Annotated in this window: 15 protein-coding genes and 1 pseudogene; 7 read left to right on the top strand and 9 right to left on the bottom strand. The window is 44.1% G+C overall.

The genetic code is table 11. The annotated features are described in order from the left end of the window. The 5 genes from H5300_RS20520 to H5300_RS20500 form a co-directional block, all read right to left on the bottom strand. The coding region (locus H5300_RS20520; protein WP_182796743.1) for an Arm DNA-binding domain-containing protein at nucleotides 1-153 on the bottom strand (153 nt) is incomplete at its 3' end. Between the two features lie 307 nt (nucleotides 154-460). Then, complete coding sequence (locus H5300_RS20515; RefSeq protein ID WP_182796742.1) at nucleotides 461-1,804, bottom strand: hypothetical protein; 1,344 nt, start codon at nucleotides 1,802-1,804, stop codon at nucleotides 461-463. 62 nt (nucleotides 1,805-1,866) lie between these two features. After that, on the bottom strand, nucleotides 1,867-4,947 hold the full coding sequence (locus H5300_RS20510) for a site-specific integrase (protein WP_182796741.1): 3,081 nt from the start codon (nucleotides 4,945-4,947) through the stop codon (nucleotides 1,867-1,869). Next, nucleotides 4,937-6,079 (bottom strand): hypothetical protein, encoded by a 1,143-nt coding sequence (locus H5300_RS20505; RefSeq protein ID WP_182796740.1) that lies wholly within the window; start codon nucleotides 6,077-6,079, stop codon nucleotides 4,937-4,939. The genes H5300_RS20510 and H5300_RS20505 overlap by 11 nt, the downstream gene beginning before the upstream one ends. Nucleotides 6,080-6,817: 738 nt before the next feature. Continuing rightward, entirely contained in the window at nucleotides 6,818-6,970 is a 153-nt protein-coding gene (locus tag H5300_RS20500) for a hypothetical protein (RefSeq protein WP_182796739.1), read from the bottom strand. A gap of 47 nt (nucleotides 6,971-7,017) precedes the next feature. Here H5300_RS20500 and H5300_RS20495 point away from each other — a divergent pair, with 47 nt between their 5' ends. Beyond that, a complete protein-coding gene (locus H5300_RS20495) occupies nucleotides 7,018-8,226 on the top strand; it encodes a J domain-containing protein (RefSeq protein ID WP_182796744.1) in 1,209 nt (402 codons plus the stop codon). A gap of 45 nt (nucleotides 8,227-8,271) precedes the next feature. Here H5300_RS20495 and H5300_RS20490 read toward each other — a convergent pair whose 3' ends face one another. The 4 genes from H5300_RS20490 to H5300_RS20475 all read right to left on the bottom strand — a co-directional run bounded on the left by H5300_RS20490 (nucleotide 8,272) and on the right by H5300_RS20475 (nucleotide 10,166). Then, nucleotides 8,272-8,730 (bottom strand): hypothetical protein, encoded by a 459-nt coding sequence (locus tag H5300_RS20490; RefSeq protein WP_182796738.1) that lies wholly within the window; start codon nucleotides 8,728-8,730, stop codon nucleotides 8,272-8,274. Then, nucleotides 8,727-9,254 carry a hypothetical protein gene (locus H5300_RS20485; RefSeq protein WP_182796737.1) on the bottom strand — a complete coding sequence of 176 codons (528 nt, stop codon included), beginning with the start codon at nucleotides 9,252-9,254 and terminating at the stop codon, nucleotides 8,727-8,729. The genes H5300_RS20490 and H5300_RS20485 overlap by 4 nt, the downstream gene beginning before the upstream one ends. 182 nt (nucleotides 9,255-9,436) lie before the next feature. Beyond that, on the bottom strand, nucleotides 9,437-9,820 hold the full coding sequence (locus H5300_RS20480) for a hypothetical protein (RefSeq protein WP_182796736.1): 384 nt from the start codon (nucleotides 9,818-9,820) through the stop codon (nucleotides 9,437-9,439). Nucleotides 9,821-10,007: 187 nt separating this feature from the next. Beyond that, nucleotides 10,008-10,166 (bottom strand): hypothetical protein, encoded by a 159-nt coding sequence (locus H5300_RS20475; RefSeq protein ID WP_182796735.1) that lies wholly within the window; start codon nucleotides 10,164-10,166, stop codon nucleotides 10,008-10,010. Nucleotides 10,167-10,579: 413 nt separating this feature from the next. On the opposite strand from H5300_RS20475, the gene H5300_RS20470 reads away from it, so the two are divergent. The 6 genes and pseudogenes from H5300_RS20470 to H5300_RS20445 form a co-directional block, all read left to right on the top strand. Next, nucleotides 10,580-11,878, top strand: coding sequence for an ATPase (locus tag H5300_RS20470; RefSeq protein WP_182796734.1), 1,299 nt, complete (start codon nucleotides 10,580-10,582; stop codon nucleotides 11,876-11,878). Between the two features lie 162 nt (nucleotides 11,879-12,040). Next, nucleotides 12,041-12,226 carry a hypothetical protein gene (locus H5300_RS20465; RefSeq protein ID WP_182796733.1) on the top strand — a complete coding sequence of 62 codons (186 nt, stop codon included), beginning with the start codon at nucleotides 12,041-12,043 and terminating at the stop codon, nucleotides 12,224-12,226. A 166-nt stretch (nucleotides 12,227-12,392) separates the two neighbouring features. Next, the gene (locus tag H5300_RS20460; RefSeq protein ID WP_182796732.1) at nucleotides 12,393-12,773 is read left to right on the top strand and encodes a hypothetical protein; all 381 of its coding nucleotides are present in this window, start codon (nucleotides 12,393-12,395) and stop codon (nucleotides 12,771-12,773) included. Nucleotides 12,774-13,051: 278 nt separating this feature from the next. Beyond that, nucleotides 13,052-14,560 (top strand): site-specific integrase, encoded by a 1,509-nt coding sequence (locus H5300_RS20455; protein WP_182796731.1) that lies wholly within the window; start codon nucleotides 13,052-13,054, stop codon nucleotides 14,558-14,560. Next, entirely contained in the window at nucleotides 14,557-16,419 is a 1,863-nt protein-coding gene (locus tag H5300_RS20450; protein WP_182796730.1) for a hypothetical protein, read from the top strand. Before H5300_RS20455 ends, H5300_RS20450 begins: the two co-directional genes overlap by 4 nt. Nucleotides 16,420-16,422: 3 nt before the next feature. Further along, nucleotides 16,423-16,883 (top strand): annotated as a pseudogene (locus H5300_RS20445) (hypothetical protein); the annotation flags it as partial.

The raw sequence follows: 16,883 nt of genomic DNA, 5'->3' as shown, positions 1-16,883 counted from the left end.
GTCAATCTCGGCGTTCATTTGCTTGAGGGTGGCTTGAGCAAGCCTTACATTTTTTGGCGTGGCCATTTGTTTGGTGCCTTCACGAAAGCGCTGGCCGTACAAATGAAGATCGAACTGAATGCGCCTATTAGGACGGATGCGAAGATGAGCCATAGCGGCCTCCATTGATATCAGATCTTAAATACATCTGTCCCTCACCAATGGAATTCGCTAGAATCGAGCCATCGGCTGGGTCTGCTTAAACGTTCTGCAGCCGGTACAGGGTAGGGAGGTTGCTGCCTTCCTATCCCAACTGCGTATTTACTTTTTTCAAACTCGGGTGCGTCTCACGGTTTCATCGTGAAATGAACCTGTCACCCTGCCTGTATAAAGTTCCACCATTTAATGTAGACTCATACTGTTTTAATGCCCAGTGTTTATGCGCGTTTTTTTGTACGGCTATTTAGGTATCGTTTCGCGTTTAAAACATCGACTCTAAATCTAAGGTGTGGTTTTCTCCTGCTTTCTCCGGCTTAACCAAGCCTTTGTCTTTTTTATAATCTTCCAGCGCGAGATTAATCTCTCGAATTTTCTGCGCGTTGTTAATCAGTTCGACAGCAAGGGATTGTGTCGGGATATGTTTCCTGGCCTCGTCAAAAAATCCCATATACGTCTCGAGACGGTTGTTTTTATAGATGGTGACTTTCATCTCTTTCATTTCGGTGATGTTCGAGATTTTCAGGTCGAGAAACGGTTTTAAATGAATCTGTACGATGAGCTGTTCGTGGCTTGTCATGGATAAGTTATCCACCAAGATGGGTTTGGTGTGCGTTTCATTTTCAACTTGCGCGACTAAGAACGAATCCTCCTTTTGAATCACAAAATACGCAATGTCTTGAGAACGAACATCAAGGTAGCTGCGCAAAGCGGATATTTCAGCCTTGAATGGAGTGATGTCAACGGTAAAGGTGGAAAATACGTCAAGCGCATCGGCCACTTTTTGCTTAAATTCATCGAGCCCTTCGAGCGACAGTACCGAACATTGCTCTGATGTTTTGATGATCAGCTGGTCGTTTTCTTGGCGGATTCGAATGTCTTTATCGGCGGTGTTTTCGATAAGGTGCCCAAGCATTTCGACACCCGGCTCAGAGGCAATGAACGAATGCCCGAGATCGATTTTAAGGTTGGTCGTGCTCGTTTCGAGTTCATCGTTGCGCATGATTTTGAGCTCTTTCGTCCCTGGATCAAATTCAACCATTTGGAAAGGGGAATGCGGCTTTATCTCATGGATAAGACTTTGGCAGGTGGATTTGGCGATGCTTTGATAGTCACGTTGAGCATCTGAATGAATAAATTGAATGTGTGAATCAAGAGGGTCGCGCGTCTTAATTTGGCGTCGACAAACACGAGCTAGGACGGCTTCGGTATCGCATTGCTTATCAAGAAGAGAGACGGCTTTGGTATCGTAGATAATGATAGAGGGAGGAGCGTTTTTGAAATGACAGTCAATATGGAGGATAACGAATTCTTCTTGTGTGAGGAGGTAGAGGTCGAGCGCCGAACGAAGCCAGTTTTTGAACACATCACCCGAGAGTGAAAATGAGCACAGTGTATTGCTCGCTTGGACGTCGTGATTTAAGTCCAGTGTCAGGAGTGAATACTCAGGCGCATGCCCCCCTATGATTTTGCATTGGTTTTTCTCAAAGTCAAAACAGAAGCTGACATAAAAGTCGTCGCTATTTTTGATGAGTTGACGTTGCATGCGCTGTAAGCTTTTTTGGGCGAATTTCGCATTGATATGAAGTGGGACGGTCTTTTTTTTCATTCAATTTCCTTTATCGGCTGATGGTGTTGTCATGGGCGTTGAGCGGCGCTGGCTTTTCTCTGTTACTCTGGGTGCTTGTTGTGAGCCTGGAAATAGGTCAGATACTCATAGATATAATGCATCGTTTGCGGTGCGAGTGTGATGCTCTCTCGAAGGGAAAGTGTGATATGAAGTTCTGTAGACCCTTCTCTTTTCTTCGTGATAAGAACTGAATCTTTTTCATCGGCAAAGTGTTCGCGGATATTTTTTTCTTGCCGTGTTGGGTCGGTCTTTCCATTCACCATGAGGTTAAAGCTCGCCTGGAAAAACTGCAGCTCGGGTACTTTAAAGGCCTCTCGGAATAAGGTGCCATCTTTTTGATTCGTCGACATCCTGATTAAAATCTGCGGCGTTTCATCACCATCAATAAGCGTCATGCTGTTCACTTTACCCATGGCTTTCTCCCACTTTTGGCGTGACATCTCAGGTCTGTGCTTGTTGGAGTACGCCCACACTGCGCTGATGTCTGAAAAGAGGAATTGGTCTTTATTGTGATTGAACTGCTGACAAAACAGCGTCTTAAGTAAACTGCGCTGAACGTTCGGGAAAGGTCGACAATCGGGCTGATTGGCGCGTAACGCTTCATCGGATAGCTCCGTAAGCAGCGTGGTTAAGTGCGATGTTGGTATGGTGTTCGATGGGACTTTGGGCTTTTGAGGGAATAAGTGGTTGCGAAGGACCTCTTCGGAGAATAGCAATGGGTAATGTTTCTTTTCTTCTGTTGAAAGCTGCGCGTATTGCGCGTCTAACTTCGCGATGCGACGGGAGAGATCGTTCGATCCTTTTTTTAACCCCAATAGCCAACACAGTTCTGCTCGAGTGTAAGGTTTATTCTCTTTTGGGTTCCCAGCTTTTCGATAAAATGGGTAAAGCCAATCCATGCCGTGGACATAGTGCTTGCGGGTTGTGGCGTAGTGTTTATGCCCGATCTCCCGTATGAACTCTTCAAACACCAAATTATCATTGAGGTTAAGCGTGTCCTGCTGTTCTAACCAATGCTGAAATTGCGCTTTCAATACTTCTTGGGTCATCAAGGCTTGAAGTTTGGGCGGCAATCCCATATCGGTATCAGTGCCATGGCTGATGAAATGCAGGCTTTGAAGAAGAGAAACACAGGCGCCAGAATGCCTTAAATGATGGAAGCGGACATCCTCACCACAAATCGCTTTAATGGCTTTGGTGGCGGGCAACAAGTAATGCAGTTGTCTGGATGTGATGCTTTCATTTTCAAAACCAATGAGCGGCATTTGTGGGGAGCGGCTGGTCCTACCCGCGCGAGCGGATAATCTTGGTTTGAGCTTGATGCACATACGAATGAGGGTAGCAAACTCGGGGGGAAGGTATATGTGCACCCATCGTGATTGTCTGTTTTTCGTTTTCCCTTCTCTTGTCTGAGTCACATGTAGCGTAAAGTATTGATTATCATCTTGACCATGATGAGAGGCGGTTTTTTGGGTGGCCCAGATGTCTTTAATTCGCAGCCTTACGATTTCACCGCGTCTGAGTTTGCCAAAATACGCAAGAATAACCGCCGATGCGCTGAATAAACGCTGATAGAAATGCCCTTTTGTATTACTGACTAAGGCATGAACAATCTCGTGCAATGCGTCAAGAGAGATGAAATTGGCGTCCACATTGATGGGGACGGTGGGGTTGTGCAGTTCGTTTAAATTGATGTGGTCGGTTAAATCTTGCGTCGTTAAGAATTTAAAAAAACGATGGAGTTTTTGTTGTGAACTGTGAGTGGTGAGCGCTGCATACGTGCGGTGGGCCCAAGGCATGAGTTCATCATGGTTTTGACTGGCCTCAAAGCTTAATGGAAATGGCTTGAGTATCTTTGTTAATCCTGAATATTGAGTTAGCGTACTATCGCTGAGGTTTTCAACCCGCTCCCCGCCGAACAAAATAAGGTTTCTTACAAATAGGCCCGCCAGTTGAGGTAATACATTGTGTCTTTGCCATCTCGTCACTTCGTATTCTGTTGGCTTTGTTCTGTTTTTCTTATACGCATTTAACAGCGCCTGGTGCGGCCATTTCTCTTTTTGGCCAGGCTCCACTTTTTCATACCACTTGTCATCCCAGGTTTGTGTATAAATATCATCCAGCTGTTTTTGTTGATTGGGAATGCTGGGGCTTTGCAGATCATAGGCCACATGTCTTGTTGGGTAGGCGATGTCTTTTAAGAGCGTTGGCACGACATCGTCACGGTAATACCAGGCGGCTTGAAAGAGAGAATGCAATTGTCTCTTGGGACAAGGATGAGTGGTTGAACCCACCAGTGAGGATGGCTCAGTGTCAGCGATCAGTTGACCTATGAAGACATGAAGCCGTTCTATGAGCGGATTGAGCCCCATTGAGGCATGAGAGAGCGTGGCCGCCTTTTGTTCATAGAATGTGGTTAAAACGCGATAAACGGAGAGCGGTAAGTGGTAGCGAGTAAACGATGCGCTTTCTGCTGCTTTATCTGGCCGGCCTTTACTTTGGGGGCCTTGGATGTGTATTAGGCGCAAGTAAAGACGGTTATCGACGATTTCAATACAATCTGGTGACGTAAGTATGTGGTGGAGGTAGTCGAGAGGCAAAGGGGCCACTTCTAGTGCAACGATTAACGCGACCTGCTCCTGACTAAGCGGAGCTCTCTTTTGATAAAAGGTCTCTAGAAACGTGCTGTATCCTTGAAGAAGGCGATAGGCCGCATGCGCATGGGACGTGATGTTTTCAAAGAGCTTGGCGTCGTGGTCGACCAGTTTTTTTTCTTCTGTTTTCGGTATTTCCCATCCAAGTGCATGGTGGAGGTACAGCAAGATGGCGGTCAATGCGCTTTGGTAATGCGATTTGAGTCTCGCAGGCTGGTGTGTCCATTGTTGTCTGACATCACTGAGTGTGACTTTCGTGACTTGTCGGCTGGATTCTTGAGTGTTTGGCCAGTGATGTAACACCCATTTGATGGCATCTTCTGGTGGCGTGAATGCATGGTTTTGCTGCGTGTAATGCACAATGTGCTCGATAGGGAGTGCGCGCATGAGAGAAGAATAAACCTTGATGGCGGCTTTATCGTCTTTGTGACAGCTCGAAGGAGTGCTGTGCGTTGAGTTATTTGACATAGCACACCTTTTGTAAGTTAAAGTTCGAGGCAATGCGATTGATGTGTTGAATGAGCTGTTGACGATGCAGGGGGAAGATATGGTCATTGCCGATATCTTCACCGAGGTTCGCGTGCCCCATCAGCCTATCGAGTTGAGCGTTACTCAAAGAAGAAGGGGCAACATGTTCGAGTGCGAATTGAGCAAAAGCATGTCTTATCGAGTAGGCCACAAAGGTCGTCCCTCGTTGTTTTAAAAACTGGCGCAAGAGACTGGCAGAGACCGTTTGCGCTTTTTCATTGTCATCTATCAGGTACCACAATACATCTTTCTCTAAATGGAAAGCCTTGGCGGGTAAAAGCGACGCTAGCCTCTGTTGTAATAGCTGATGTTGATGAATTTGCTCAGTAAGGTACTCATTGATGAAGATTTCACGATAATGCCCCTTATCTCGCACACTGGCTTTTTTACCAGGAAAGTAACGCCGAGACTCAATACTGATATGGTGGGTGGGGCGTACACCAGTACAGATTAAGAAACACAAGACGAGATGATAGGTGCATAGATTGTAATACGAGAGGAACGTCTCAAGAGAGTGCTCTTTCTCAATCGACATGGAATACGCAAGGATATCGTTCTCTATTTGGCGAAAAAAGCTCGCGAGTGTCACTACGTCAACGCTACGTCGACTTCCAATCAAGAGGGGGGCTTGTACCGAACTTGGCTTGGATTCGCCTTCGTGATAGTGAAGTTGTTTAATGCTGTGAGCTTCGAATGCCCTAGGAACGTTTTGTATTAATGTGGTATCCACCAAGTAGACGCGTTCTATCCCCGAGCGGTTTTTGGTGCGCCTTTCTACGGTAAACCTTTCTTCAAACTTTAACGCCCTGATCTCAAAAATTAAGCGTTCAAGATAGCGTTCATGTGCTCGGAATATTTTCGCTCGTATTCGGTCACTGGTCTCTTGTTGGTAATACCGTGCATTGCTGTGATGAACTCGATGATGTTGATGGGTAAGCACGTAACGAGGGAGTGCGGATAGATGGTTGTCGTTTTGAACGCAGATATTGAAATAGTTAATGAGATTATCTTTTCTTCCCACGGATTGCTCTAACTCATCCAACCCGTGTTGTTTCCAGCGTTTCTCTATCATGCTCTTGAGTTCATCTTTTTCGCTCGAGCTTAAAAAAGGACGTTCATAGCCGCGCTGGGAAATAAATCGTTGAAAAAAGGGGTTAAGTCGAGAGGGAACGGGTTGCCATAAATAGACGGTATGATTTTTTACGGGGTAAGCGACAGCGTATTCAACCCAAGAGGTGGATCCGTGTATGACCGTTCGAAATGCATTTTTTTGACATGTTTTGTAAGCCTGCTGTCGGAAAAGGTCGGGCAGTGTGTAGTCTGAAATTTTGGCGCTATCGTCTTGTTTTCTTAACGAGGCCAATTCGCCTGTTAGCCATAGATAAATGAAAACAAAAAAGAATTTTTCTCGTTTTTTGAGCGGGAGTCGGCTGCGATTTAAGTTTTTGAAAATTCGGACAAGAGAAGTGACCGTGAGTTTGGCTTCAGGGTAAGGGGCACCACTCTGTTTGTTTCGGTTTTTTCTTTTTTCGTTCGCAATATAACCCAAGAACCGCCTCTTATTATCGTGTTGGAGTAAAGTGTTGTTCAATGTAATTTGTTTAAATCATGAACACTTTCAATAGAAGCGCGGAGTATGTTACAGGTCAAGAGAAAGCGAGGATGTGGTCGGTTTTTGTTCTGTAAATGTGAACTTGCATTGAGAAAAAGGTGAATCGCGTAGAATAAATCTTAGGCTACCGGCCTGCCGGATGACACTGACAATATGGAAACATAAGAGGTAAAAGACACCGAGCTAAGGTGAAGCGTCTCAAGCCAGTACAGTGACTTGATTAAGGTTTATATCGAAGATAACCGCATCCAATACCCAGCGAGTGGAGGCGTTATCTAGGTTCTTTTCACAACAAGCAATAATGTTACCGACTTTTAAGGAGACGCAGCCTAATAACCGGATCAGTATCATCAAAACCTTACCTCGGACTTTTTCGAACCATGAATTTGCGATAATCTCTGAGTATCATTCTCAACGACTTGCGCATTATGACAACCGCCCCTCTTTCTTTTTTAGCAACGACCTCATCCTCCCCAAAGCAAAAAAATAAGCTTAACCAGTTATGGGAGGAGGTGGGAAAAAGACAACGACGTCTCGAGCGTTACCAAGCCAAGTTGGATGATTTTTATCATGACTTCAAAGCATCGAATGAAAAGCAAGAACACGCAATGTGCCGAGCGACCGAGAAATGGATCCATCATCTGCTGACTTTTATCCCGCGCAAAACGATTAAAGGGCCGCAACGTGAAGCCCTGTACGATTGGATACAAGAAGAGTTAACTATTTTAGAGTCAAACCCTTTCAACCCTGTGGACTCGATAGCGTTACGCGAATCGTTCAACCAAGCGCTTTTGGCATTACCATCGAACCAAGGTGAAGACATCTTGATAACGGAAGACCAAATCGAGGGATTTCGCGAAGAGATATCCATGATGCTGGGTTACGATCTTGATGTCAGCGATGACGAATTAATGGCCATGGTCAAGGATCCTCAGAAGTTTCACGATTATCTGCAAAGCGTGGTAGCTGAAAAAATGGAAGAGGAACACGGTGAAGAAGATGACATCGATTGGGGAGGTGAGGATTATTTCTCTCAAACCGATGGTAAAGCCCACTTCGATCTGTCACATCATCAAGCGAGCGACGCGCTTTACAGCGATAAACAGATAACCAAGTTGTATCGCCAACTGGCCAAGCAATTACACCCAGACAAAGAAACGGACGAAGAGAAGAAGTCAGAGAAAAGCGCATTGATGCAGCAACTGTCACAAGCGAAGAAAGACAAAGATGTGGTGGCCTTGTTTATGCTGGCTCAGCAACACCTCCCTGAGCATGAGATGGTGATGGATGACGGTATGCTTGAACGCTTAAAGATGACGCTGACGGAAAAGATTGAGCAATTAAATTTGGAGTATCAAGATCTTCAGCATGGTGGTGATATAAAAAGCATCATTTGGCAACGGTTTGGTGGGGGTAACAAAGCGTCACGTCAGAAAGGGTTGCGAGAGTACCGTGATAATTTGCAAAAAGAAGCACAAGATCTCCTGGCCGAATGCCAAGAGGTCAAGACGGTTAAGCAATTACAGTTGCGTTTAAAGCAGCGTATTGAGGTGTCCCGCTTTCACAATCCGTTTTTTAAAATAGATCCGTCTGAGTTGTTTGCATGATTGTTTTTTACGGATGAGTAAAAGATACGATTAGATTAACCAAAGTTAATCAAATCGCTCATCGAGATATCGAATAAATTTATGTTTTCTTTTCATATTATGGCGCAGTGTGGCTAAAAAACGTTGCCATTGGTGGAGATGTGCTTCTTTGTGTGGGGCTGGCAATACCTTGAGTTCACTCAGTAACACAACCGTTTGTAGATACGCTTGATTATTGGTTCTTTTAACGGTTTCCGTTATGGCGCGTTGGTAAAGGTGAAAAGCGACGTTATGATGCTCTGCACCTAACTTTTGAGCAATGTCAGGCAGTTGACCAACAGTAATTGCTGGGTGTTCGCACCATTTCAACAGCGTTGGAATATGCTGATATTGAATGGCGCTATCGATTAGTAAAAATAGCGTTTCGGTTTGCCCGCTGCTTTCTATACCTGCCTCAAGAAACGTTAAAATATCGCTCTGATAGTGAGAAGATAGTTCTGGGTGTTCGCTCGTTAAATCACTCAAGTGACCAATGGTGTATCGGCTTGGTTTATTTTTGAATTGATCCCAGCGAATCTTCCATATGCGAGGATGTCTTGCTCTGTCTCTGCGATAGCACATTCTAAATCAATGCTCTTAGCGTAATGGAAATGTTCTTTGTCCATCAACTTTCTTGCTTGGTGTAAACATCGCGTAGCTTGTTTATATTGCTTCAAGTGCAGATGATAGTGCCCCATGGTCAACCAATGAGAATCGTTGAGTTCGACCCTGAGTAACCAATTGATGGCCTCTTGCCAGTTTTCTTCTTTTTCTGCTTGCTGACGGTAGTGGTGCATCAGCGTCGAGGCAACGGTAAAGTCAAGATTGTCCTCTTCATCATCTTTTAATCTCTGACGAATGGTTTGGCTTAGACTCGTTGCATATTTTTCAAGGCTGTGTAAAAAATCGGCAGTGTCATTTATGTCAATAGGTGTGTTTAAAGCTTTGGCGATAAACTTTAACTTTTCTTGAGTTGATTCATCACTTTGGCCTAACGCACTAAATAACATCTCAAGAAAAAGTTGATAGGCGGTTTACTGATCGCCGTAACTCGTGTCAACGTACTACTGAGATTTTCGTCGCAGCCCTAATAATCCGTTTTAAAAAAGGATGTACCCGAGCGTTAACCCCGTGGCTACTATGATGATACTGGTTAATGCCATATTGTTGATAATCCATTCATCAAGCATACCTATTCGAAGCCTCCTCTTTCTTTGCTAATCAAATCAAAACCGTGTTCAACACCATGAATGACTTCCTGCAAGAGTGTTTTGTGTGGTGAGTTTAAATTTGCAATGACCCTACCAATTTCATTACCCAAGTCGCAGAGCTCGATATCACCATCTGGAAGGTTATCTAGCGCTAACTCGAGGTATGAAAGAAAAGCATTTGGGTTCACCAAATTTGAACTAGGCTCATCAATTCGATTAACCATGAAATCATCTGATATGCTTTCCACATCAGCGAAAGGCAACATACCTGGCTTTATTTCGGTCTTGGCGAGCAAATCACTGTGGGAATTATAAGGAGTAATCTTTTCTAACAACTCTTTTTCGGTCAACTTTTTCTTGTTCATAACTTACATCCAAGGTGCTTCGTAACACGCTCACTTTAGGACGTATTTAACGGTAAGGTCAACCTCTATCCTGGTACTCATTCTAATTCAGGATCACCAGATATGACTTCAGGACGTCCCCTTTCTGATTGGTTGCAGTAGGGATTCTTTTTTTTTGCGGTCTTGATGAACGTTGAGATGGGGATCGTTATATTGAATAAAGTACATAACAAGGAACAAACGCCTCCTTGATAGCAAGAGGCACATCACCCTCGACCAACCCCTTTAGCCAACCAACACGAGATGTGTCAGAAATCGTCACACCCATCGATGCCACAGCAGCAAGTACTAGAAATTTATTAATCATATCGAATCACCATCCCTGACATCACGAAAGAGCAAGGTTCGCTTAATTTAGAATAAACAACCAAACCAGAAGCACATAAAAAGCATAGGCATGAATCTCACCAATCACAATTAATAGTGGCTCTCTTGATCATTGAACCTTAGTAAGCGCAATTACTCGGCGTATTGATGGGGGGAACTAAAGCCGTTAGGTTTGGGTTAGATTCCATGGTAGAAGCGCTGGCGTAATAGGGCTCTACCACGAGTATGAGAAGGTACTCCGGCTAACTGATGCTCAATCATTAACATTATCGCCATGGCTCAACGCGTGAGCATTGTCATGATCAATACCCAGGACATGTCTGGAAGAGTCTTCTCTAACGGGTTATATTATTTACATAAATTGATGTTGCATAAAAGGGAAGTGCATAGAAAATGAAAATAAACAAAGCCACACTGGTTCTTTGTATGATATTTGCTGTCTCAGGTTGTCAAAGTACACCTTCAGAGCCGGTGGATTCGAGTCAAACCACGAACGATACTGTAAAGGTTCGCTCTTTTCAGTCTATTCAAAGCGTTTACTCTCAGTGGGAAGTTGAGCTTCAAGAACATGCTCAATTATCGATTTATGATCCCAATAAATACAATCGTCTGCTAGAGGCATGGGATGATGTTGACAGCATTTATGCTGAATTACTAAAAGACGAGACTCTGGTTAACAATAGCTACTCTATGTTTTCGAGCCTGACTTATGCTGAAGCGTTTGATGAGAAAATTGCATTGGTTAAGTCAGACTATGACTCAATTCAAGAACTAAAGAAAAACGCGGATCGAGTCTTGGCTGATTCGATTGAGCAAATGGATTACCTGACCTCTCTTCGTGCGGATACTCTATTTACTTCGAGCTACAAAAGATTGTATTCAGAATATCGTGAGTTATTCGAGTATGTACAGGAAGGCGAACTTGAAGATGCTCAAGAAGCACAAGTAGAGTTCCTCAATGAAGCCCATTTATTAGAACTGAAAGTGGCGCATAAGACGTACATCGAACCTTTGAAAGATGATTTGGCCTTTTTGAAAAATGAAGACTTTGATGATGTTGTTCCATTAACTTTTGCGAAGGCAACATCTCAAATCGCATTAACAGAAAGCCAAGTGAAAGCGAACCCTCGAGAAACGTCGATGATTGAAGATGCAGTTCAAGCTGCCGAGTTTGAATTGAAGCACGTACGCAATGTCGCTCATGAGGTGAAAATACTCGCAAGTGTAAATGGTGATAAGTTTGAACAGTCAGTATTGAAAGTTGAGAATCAATTACTCAGCATTTCTAAAGCTGTGAATGGTGACGATTATCGCGATGTTGGGCTACGCCTTCAGTTTCAACAGGTTTTAGATAGTGTTAACGCACAAAAAAGCTCAGATCTAAGCTCGGGATTAAAATCAGAAAACGAAGCATTGACCAAGCAATTAACTCAGTTGGAAACTGACAACCAACAACAGGTGAAAAAGCTGTCTGATGCGACAAAACACAATGAGCTATTAGAGAAGCAGATAGCTAGGAGTGATGCTCATATAAAAAGCCTAGAAGATTTAGTGGATAATTTGAGAGCATCGGATGTTCAGTTGGCCGCTGAGAGTGACTCCCAATTAACCCCTTCTAGTGTGAAGCCGAATCCGGAGGCGACAACATCAGAATCGTCCTCAGAAGAAGTGACTAAACCTTCTGAAGAGTAAATTTAACTCTTTTCCGTTCGTATAGTGAATATCCGCCTCAGAGACTCTCGGGGCGGTATTTCGAATCGTTCTTATTTCTTACGTTTCGTTATGGTGCCGTGCTTATACCCATTTCACTAGCCACTGACGGTCTACTTACTCTTCAATGAATGTGAATTTATAATGATGACTTCCACACAAGAAAAAGTGTGCGTTATTGCCTTGTCTCTTATCGGCTATTCTTCTTTTAGCTTCTCTGTTGAGTCTTTATTTGATACTCCTCAGGACATGGAACCGACTTTTGTCGATGACGTACTTGATATGTTTGGTGCCGATGGTGGGTTTGATAGCAGTAAAAAGTGGATATGAGCTATATTCCAACCGCCTACTACACGCCTGAAAAGAAATTTGGTTTAGGGGTGCTTGTTGTTGGCTTGTATCAAGCTGAGCCTGACATCCAAGCCCGCAACCCTCTTCGTTAGTGGTGAATACCTTTGCCTCAGTGAATCAATTTTATGGTGTGTCGCTGGAGAGCTTGACGTACTTCAACCAAGGTCAGCAGCGTTTAGCATTCGACATTGAACTACATAATGAAGCCGCTGTGTATTATGGCGTTGGCGTGGATGCTGGCAGTCATGATGCGAATAAGCAGGAGTTTGATGAACAGTTGGTCTCGTTGATACCGTCTTATATGACGCAAGTTGCCCAGACATTCAGGGCAAAGTACGGGCTTTTTGTTCCCTTGAAGCGCCAAGTAACGCCACTTTGTCTCAAACGTACGTTGATGATGGGTACATTCGACCGTGACGATATCGCGGTTCCTATCGGCCACTTGAGCGGGGGCAATCACTCGATAATGGGCGTACCACTGAAAGTGGGGGTGAGTGGTTTTATCGGCTTCGTGATGCAGCGTTAAGAGGTGCGCATTCAGCGTCTCTCGCGATAAGAGTTTAGGCATGAAAATGTCCTTTGTATGGGGGGGAATAGGTCATGCCACAAAGAATATTTTTCTTTTGCTTTGATTTCAAGTTGTTGATTTTAAAAGTCTTTATGTTGGTTTTCTTTGGGGGTTAAACTGTCTCAAAAGCATCAAAAATGAAGCAAAAGTGTCTCAGCTCTTTTTGATGGGTTGGTAACTGTTTGTTTTGGCGGGGGAATAAAAATTATCAGAATCGGTACTAATAGTAGGAGCCATTGGTATCCATTGATGAGAATGGCGAACCTCAGATTACCTACCGTGCCAATGGCAATACGTTCCCAATCAAGAAACTCCCTTTACTCTATATCGCTGGGTATGACGACAAAGACAACCTAATCAGCTACCAGCCAATAAACATGGTCAATGAGTTCCTATTGTCGAAAGCAATCGATGATGGCGTGCTTGAGCTTGGTACAGATGCACAGGGGCTTGCCCATTACTTCAGCTTCATACTGGACAAACAGGCAGAGTGGGATGCTGAATACGATGGAGGGGACTTTGACCCTCTCTATGATGACCCCCGCCCAGAATGGAGCGCTTTTCCTCGTAACAAACAAGAGCGGTTAACCTACCAATATCGGGATGGCATAAAGCAACTCGCTATTGAGGGTGTATTGGCTAAAACAACGGCTAGGCAATATATGAGCAGTGTCGTAGGATTTTATAAACACTGTCTTCGCCAAGGCATTCGTTTCAATAACCCTCCCTTCCAGTTTGAGACAGTAAATATCCATTTCGAGGCATCTGCATCCAGTATGAAAGCTTACCAACGTAAGCAGGTGCACACGACGGATATGCGGATTAAGTTTACTAAATCATCTCGCAGTGGAGGCACCAACCTCAGTAATCTACGCCGTGACTTAAAACCGTTTACCAATAATGAATGGAACATCCTGCAAACCATCTTAATGAAATCCCGCAGGGTAGTTCGTCATGGTGACAAAAATAAACTGCATTCATTGCCGATTGAGTTCTGTCTGCACCCCATGATTTGCCGTAATACTGGATTGCGGAGAGAAGAAGCGGCGAGCCTTCACCTAGGACAGATAGTTAACCCCGAAACTATGATTCAGGACGGCAAAGAGGTGTTTAAAAAGCCTGTGATGGATTTGGGTGTTGGTGATAAGTACCAATCACTCACAAAGACAGCTGAGGGTTGCGCAGAGAAGAACAAAAGCCGCGTTACCATTATCCCCGCCACATTGATGAAGATGCTTTACGATTACTCGCAGTCCGACAGGTATCAAAAGCGCCTAGAGAAATTCAAAGCATGGTGCAAGGAGCAGAAAGAAGAAGGAAATACGCAGTTTTTTGAGGGAGATGATGCGATTAACCCCAAGCTGGAATACCTGTTTATTACCCAATCAGGGAAACCTATGTTTACGCGGCTACAAGACTTCACTGGCCGCTGGGTTGAAATACGCAACACTGCAAACCTAACTCAAGGCCTTGACCATCCTATCGTCGGTTCTATACATAATTTACGCTCAACGTTTGCTGTTAATATCTTTCGCCATCTTTTAAATAAAAAGGATGAATATGGTAACCCCTCAATCACACCCGATGATGCATTGGATAGGGTGTCAGCGCTACTTGGTCATGAAGATAGAGCGACGACGATAGAGTACCTGAAAATTGCACAAGATATACCCTCTGCCGATGAAATTTACGAGGACGCGCTGGACTATATTGGCGCTTTTGATGATTTGGAGGTGGCACTATGAATCAAGGACGAAAGCGCACCAAAATTACAACAAAGAAGACCAGCGCACCTATCATCCCACTTCGCTTTGAAAATATGGTTTTGGACTGTGGCAATAGACGGAAAGTCTACACTCACCGCCTGCGCTACCGTCACGTCCCGACAGTAAATAAAATAAAATCAGGGAGCGAGGTGTTGGCGAATCGGGATGATATCGTCAAGGAGATTCACCAAAGGCTATATCCTTTACCTGAAAACGAGTCAAAACAGCGTTACTTTACAGGGCTTGTTAGTTACTTCCAATATCTTGACGGCATTGGTTATCACGGTGACCTTTTCAGTAATGCGGCCATGATTGATTGTATTAAGCACTTCAATAAATTACGCGAAAAAGGTGAGCAGGTATCGATAGCAATGCAGATTAAAAACAGCTTATCTTTCCTATTAAGGCTGTGGAGCAGAGAATCTGACCTTAAGATACTGCCAGAAGTTGCAGCACGCCCTTTGACTGCAAATAAGGCGTTTCATGTGGAAACAGAACTGAAGCTGTTATCAAAGGTATTGATTAAGGGCGCTCTGGCCTTTCAGGAAGCGATTGAGAAAAGTGAGTTGCTAGATATTCATCCGTTCTTTGATGAAGATCTATTTGATAAGCAAGTAAAGGCCCAAGGATGGACATCACTGCAACGTGCAAGTAAGAAAAAAGGTTTCAAGCTTTGCATGAAACCCATGCCTGCAAACCTAAAGGACAGGCCGCTTCCACTTGAGCAACTTAATCGGCAGGTATTTTATAATCAGGCATCACGTAATTGGTTTTTCGTGCTTTCGATGCTGACAGGCATGAATAAATCAGTGCTCGCTAACGTGCAGCATAAAGATGTTTCATTTAAAAGTATTGGCAGTGGGCGGTTTGTTTTTAACGGTGAAAAGTTAAGAGCGGGTTATAAGGACTTGGATAATACCGCTGGCTTCAGCCTGCGAACCAAAATACTAATCACCCGATGGATAAAAACATCTACGCTAATGTACCAATCACTGGGTATCCCACTGTCAAATGAGTTGCCACTTTGCCCTTTCTTTAGTGCCAATGGTGATGTTTGGACATTCAATGTCGATGGGACAAGCATTGGTGTAATCAACAAACAGCTTGAGAAAATAACTGGTTTAACGGTTTCTGCAAGCCGATTTAGGGCAACAAAATCTGATGTACTGATGCGCGTCACTGAAGATATTTTCCTTGTGTCACAGGGGCTGAACAATACCGTGAATGTTGTAGCCAAGCGGTACTCTAGCGGTGTTCAGGCAGATCATGATAACAACCTCAATGCCACGTTTGGCGTGTTAAGTGCGACTGCCAAGGGGGAGGAGATTGGTAAAGCCATCGAGGATGCAAAGGCAATGCATAGCGATATTTTTTCAGATTATGATTATAAGAAATTTCGTCGCAGTGAAAGCAAAGAGCAGCCATTGATGACAACACCTACTGGCATCAAATGCGCTGGACCAACACCAGAGAAGCTCGTTGCCGAGGCGAGGCGCATGAAGCAATTGGGCATTGATTTTTCCCAAGATACGGGGCGTTGCACGGATTTTCTTGGTTGCTTTGATTGCGACCGCCATAAGTTGGTGGCGTCAGAAAATGATATCTGGTTGATGTTGTCTTTTTTAGAGCAAATAGAAGACCTCAAAGAGGTTGTGGCGAGTAATTCCGCACCGAAAGATGAGTATTTCGTGTTGGAAGGCATATTGAAAAAAGTCCTTCTCAGGCTGAAACAAAAAGCACCGAAAAACTACGCTCAAGCAAAACAAAAAGTGGATGACGGTGATTACCACCCGCTTTACCAAGACCGAGCCAGTGCAAGCCAATTTTTTAAAGGGTAATTTATGTCTGAAAAGCTTATACAGCTTCGCCAAGAACTCGCTGAAAATCCGTATGTGACGTTTAACTCTCACGGGGAGGGGGAGTCTCGTGTCTTTGATGTAGAGTGGGACTTCCACGCTCTGAACCAGAACCAAAAAAACATTTCTTTCGGGAATATTAACGAAAAGTACCGCCGCGATATTCAGTCTTATCTCTATGCGCTGATTCAATGGCAAAAGGAGAACTCAAGCTCTGGTTCACATGCAGCGGTTAGTAGGTTGATAAGCTATAGGAATCAATTAAAACACCTCGCAATACGCTGGGGAAAAAGTGATTTCAACCTACTTTCAATCGAAAGAGAATGGAAGGTGTGCTGCAAAGCATTACTTCGTACTGGCTGTGAAGGTACTTGCCGACAACTTGCCTCTACGGTTAATGCGCTGTATAAAGCGAGTCTTGTTACGCGCCATGTCCATAAACGAGA

The organism is Vibrio sp. SG41-7 (assembly GCF_014164465.1).
GTDB classification, from domain to species: Bacteria; Pseudomonadota; Gammaproteobacteria; order Enterobacterales; family Vibrionaceae; genus Vibrio; species Vibrio splendidus.
The sequence above is the reverse complement of the archived record's forward strand: the minus strand, read 5'-3'. Positions and strand labels throughout refer to the sequence as shown.

What these genes read in the sequence shown, in the direction of transcription:
- H5300_RS20470 (WP_182796734.1), top strand. Translation starts at nt 10,580, where the DNA reads ATGAAAATAAACAAAGCCACACTGGTTCTTTGTATGATATTTGCTGTC.
- H5300_RS20485 (WP_182796737.1), bottom strand. Translation starts at nt 9,254, where the DNA reads ATGTTATTTAGTGCGTTAGGCCAAAGTGATGAATCAACTCAAGAAAAG.
- H5300_RS20505 (WP_182796740.1), bottom strand. Translation starts at nt 6,079, where the DNA reads ATGATAGAGAAACGCTGGAAACAACACGGGTTGGATGAGTTAGAGCAA.
- H5300_RS20500 (WP_182796739.1), bottom strand. Translation starts at nt 6,970, where the DNA reads ATGATACTGATCCGGTTATTAGGCTGCGTCTCCTTAAAAGTCGGTAAC.
- H5300_RS20450 (WP_182796730.1), top strand. Translation starts at nt 14,557, where the DNA reads ATGAATCAAGGACGAAAGCGCACCAAAATTACAACAAAGAAGACCAGC.
- H5300_RS20475 (WP_182796735.1), bottom strand. Translation starts at nt 10,166, where the DNA reads ATGATTAATAAATTTCTAGTACTTGCTGCTGTGGCATCGATGGGTGTG.
- H5300_RS20510 (WP_182796741.1), bottom strand. Translation starts at nt 4,947, where the DNA reads ATGTCAAATAACTCAACGCACAGCACTCCTTCGAGCTGTCACAAAGAC.
- H5300_RS20480 (WP_182796736.1), bottom strand. Translation starts at nt 9,820, where the DNA reads ATGAACAAGAAAAAGTTGACCGAAAAAGAGTTGTTAGAAAAGATTACT.
- H5300_RS20515 (WP_182796742.1), bottom strand. Translation starts at nt 1,804, where the DNA reads ATGAAAAAAAAGACCGTCCCACTTCATATCAATGCGAAATTCGCCCAA.
- H5300_RS20465 (WP_182796733.1), top strand. Translation starts at nt 12,041, where the DNA reads ATGATGACTTCCACACAAGAAAAAGTGTGCGTTATTGCCTTGTCTCTT.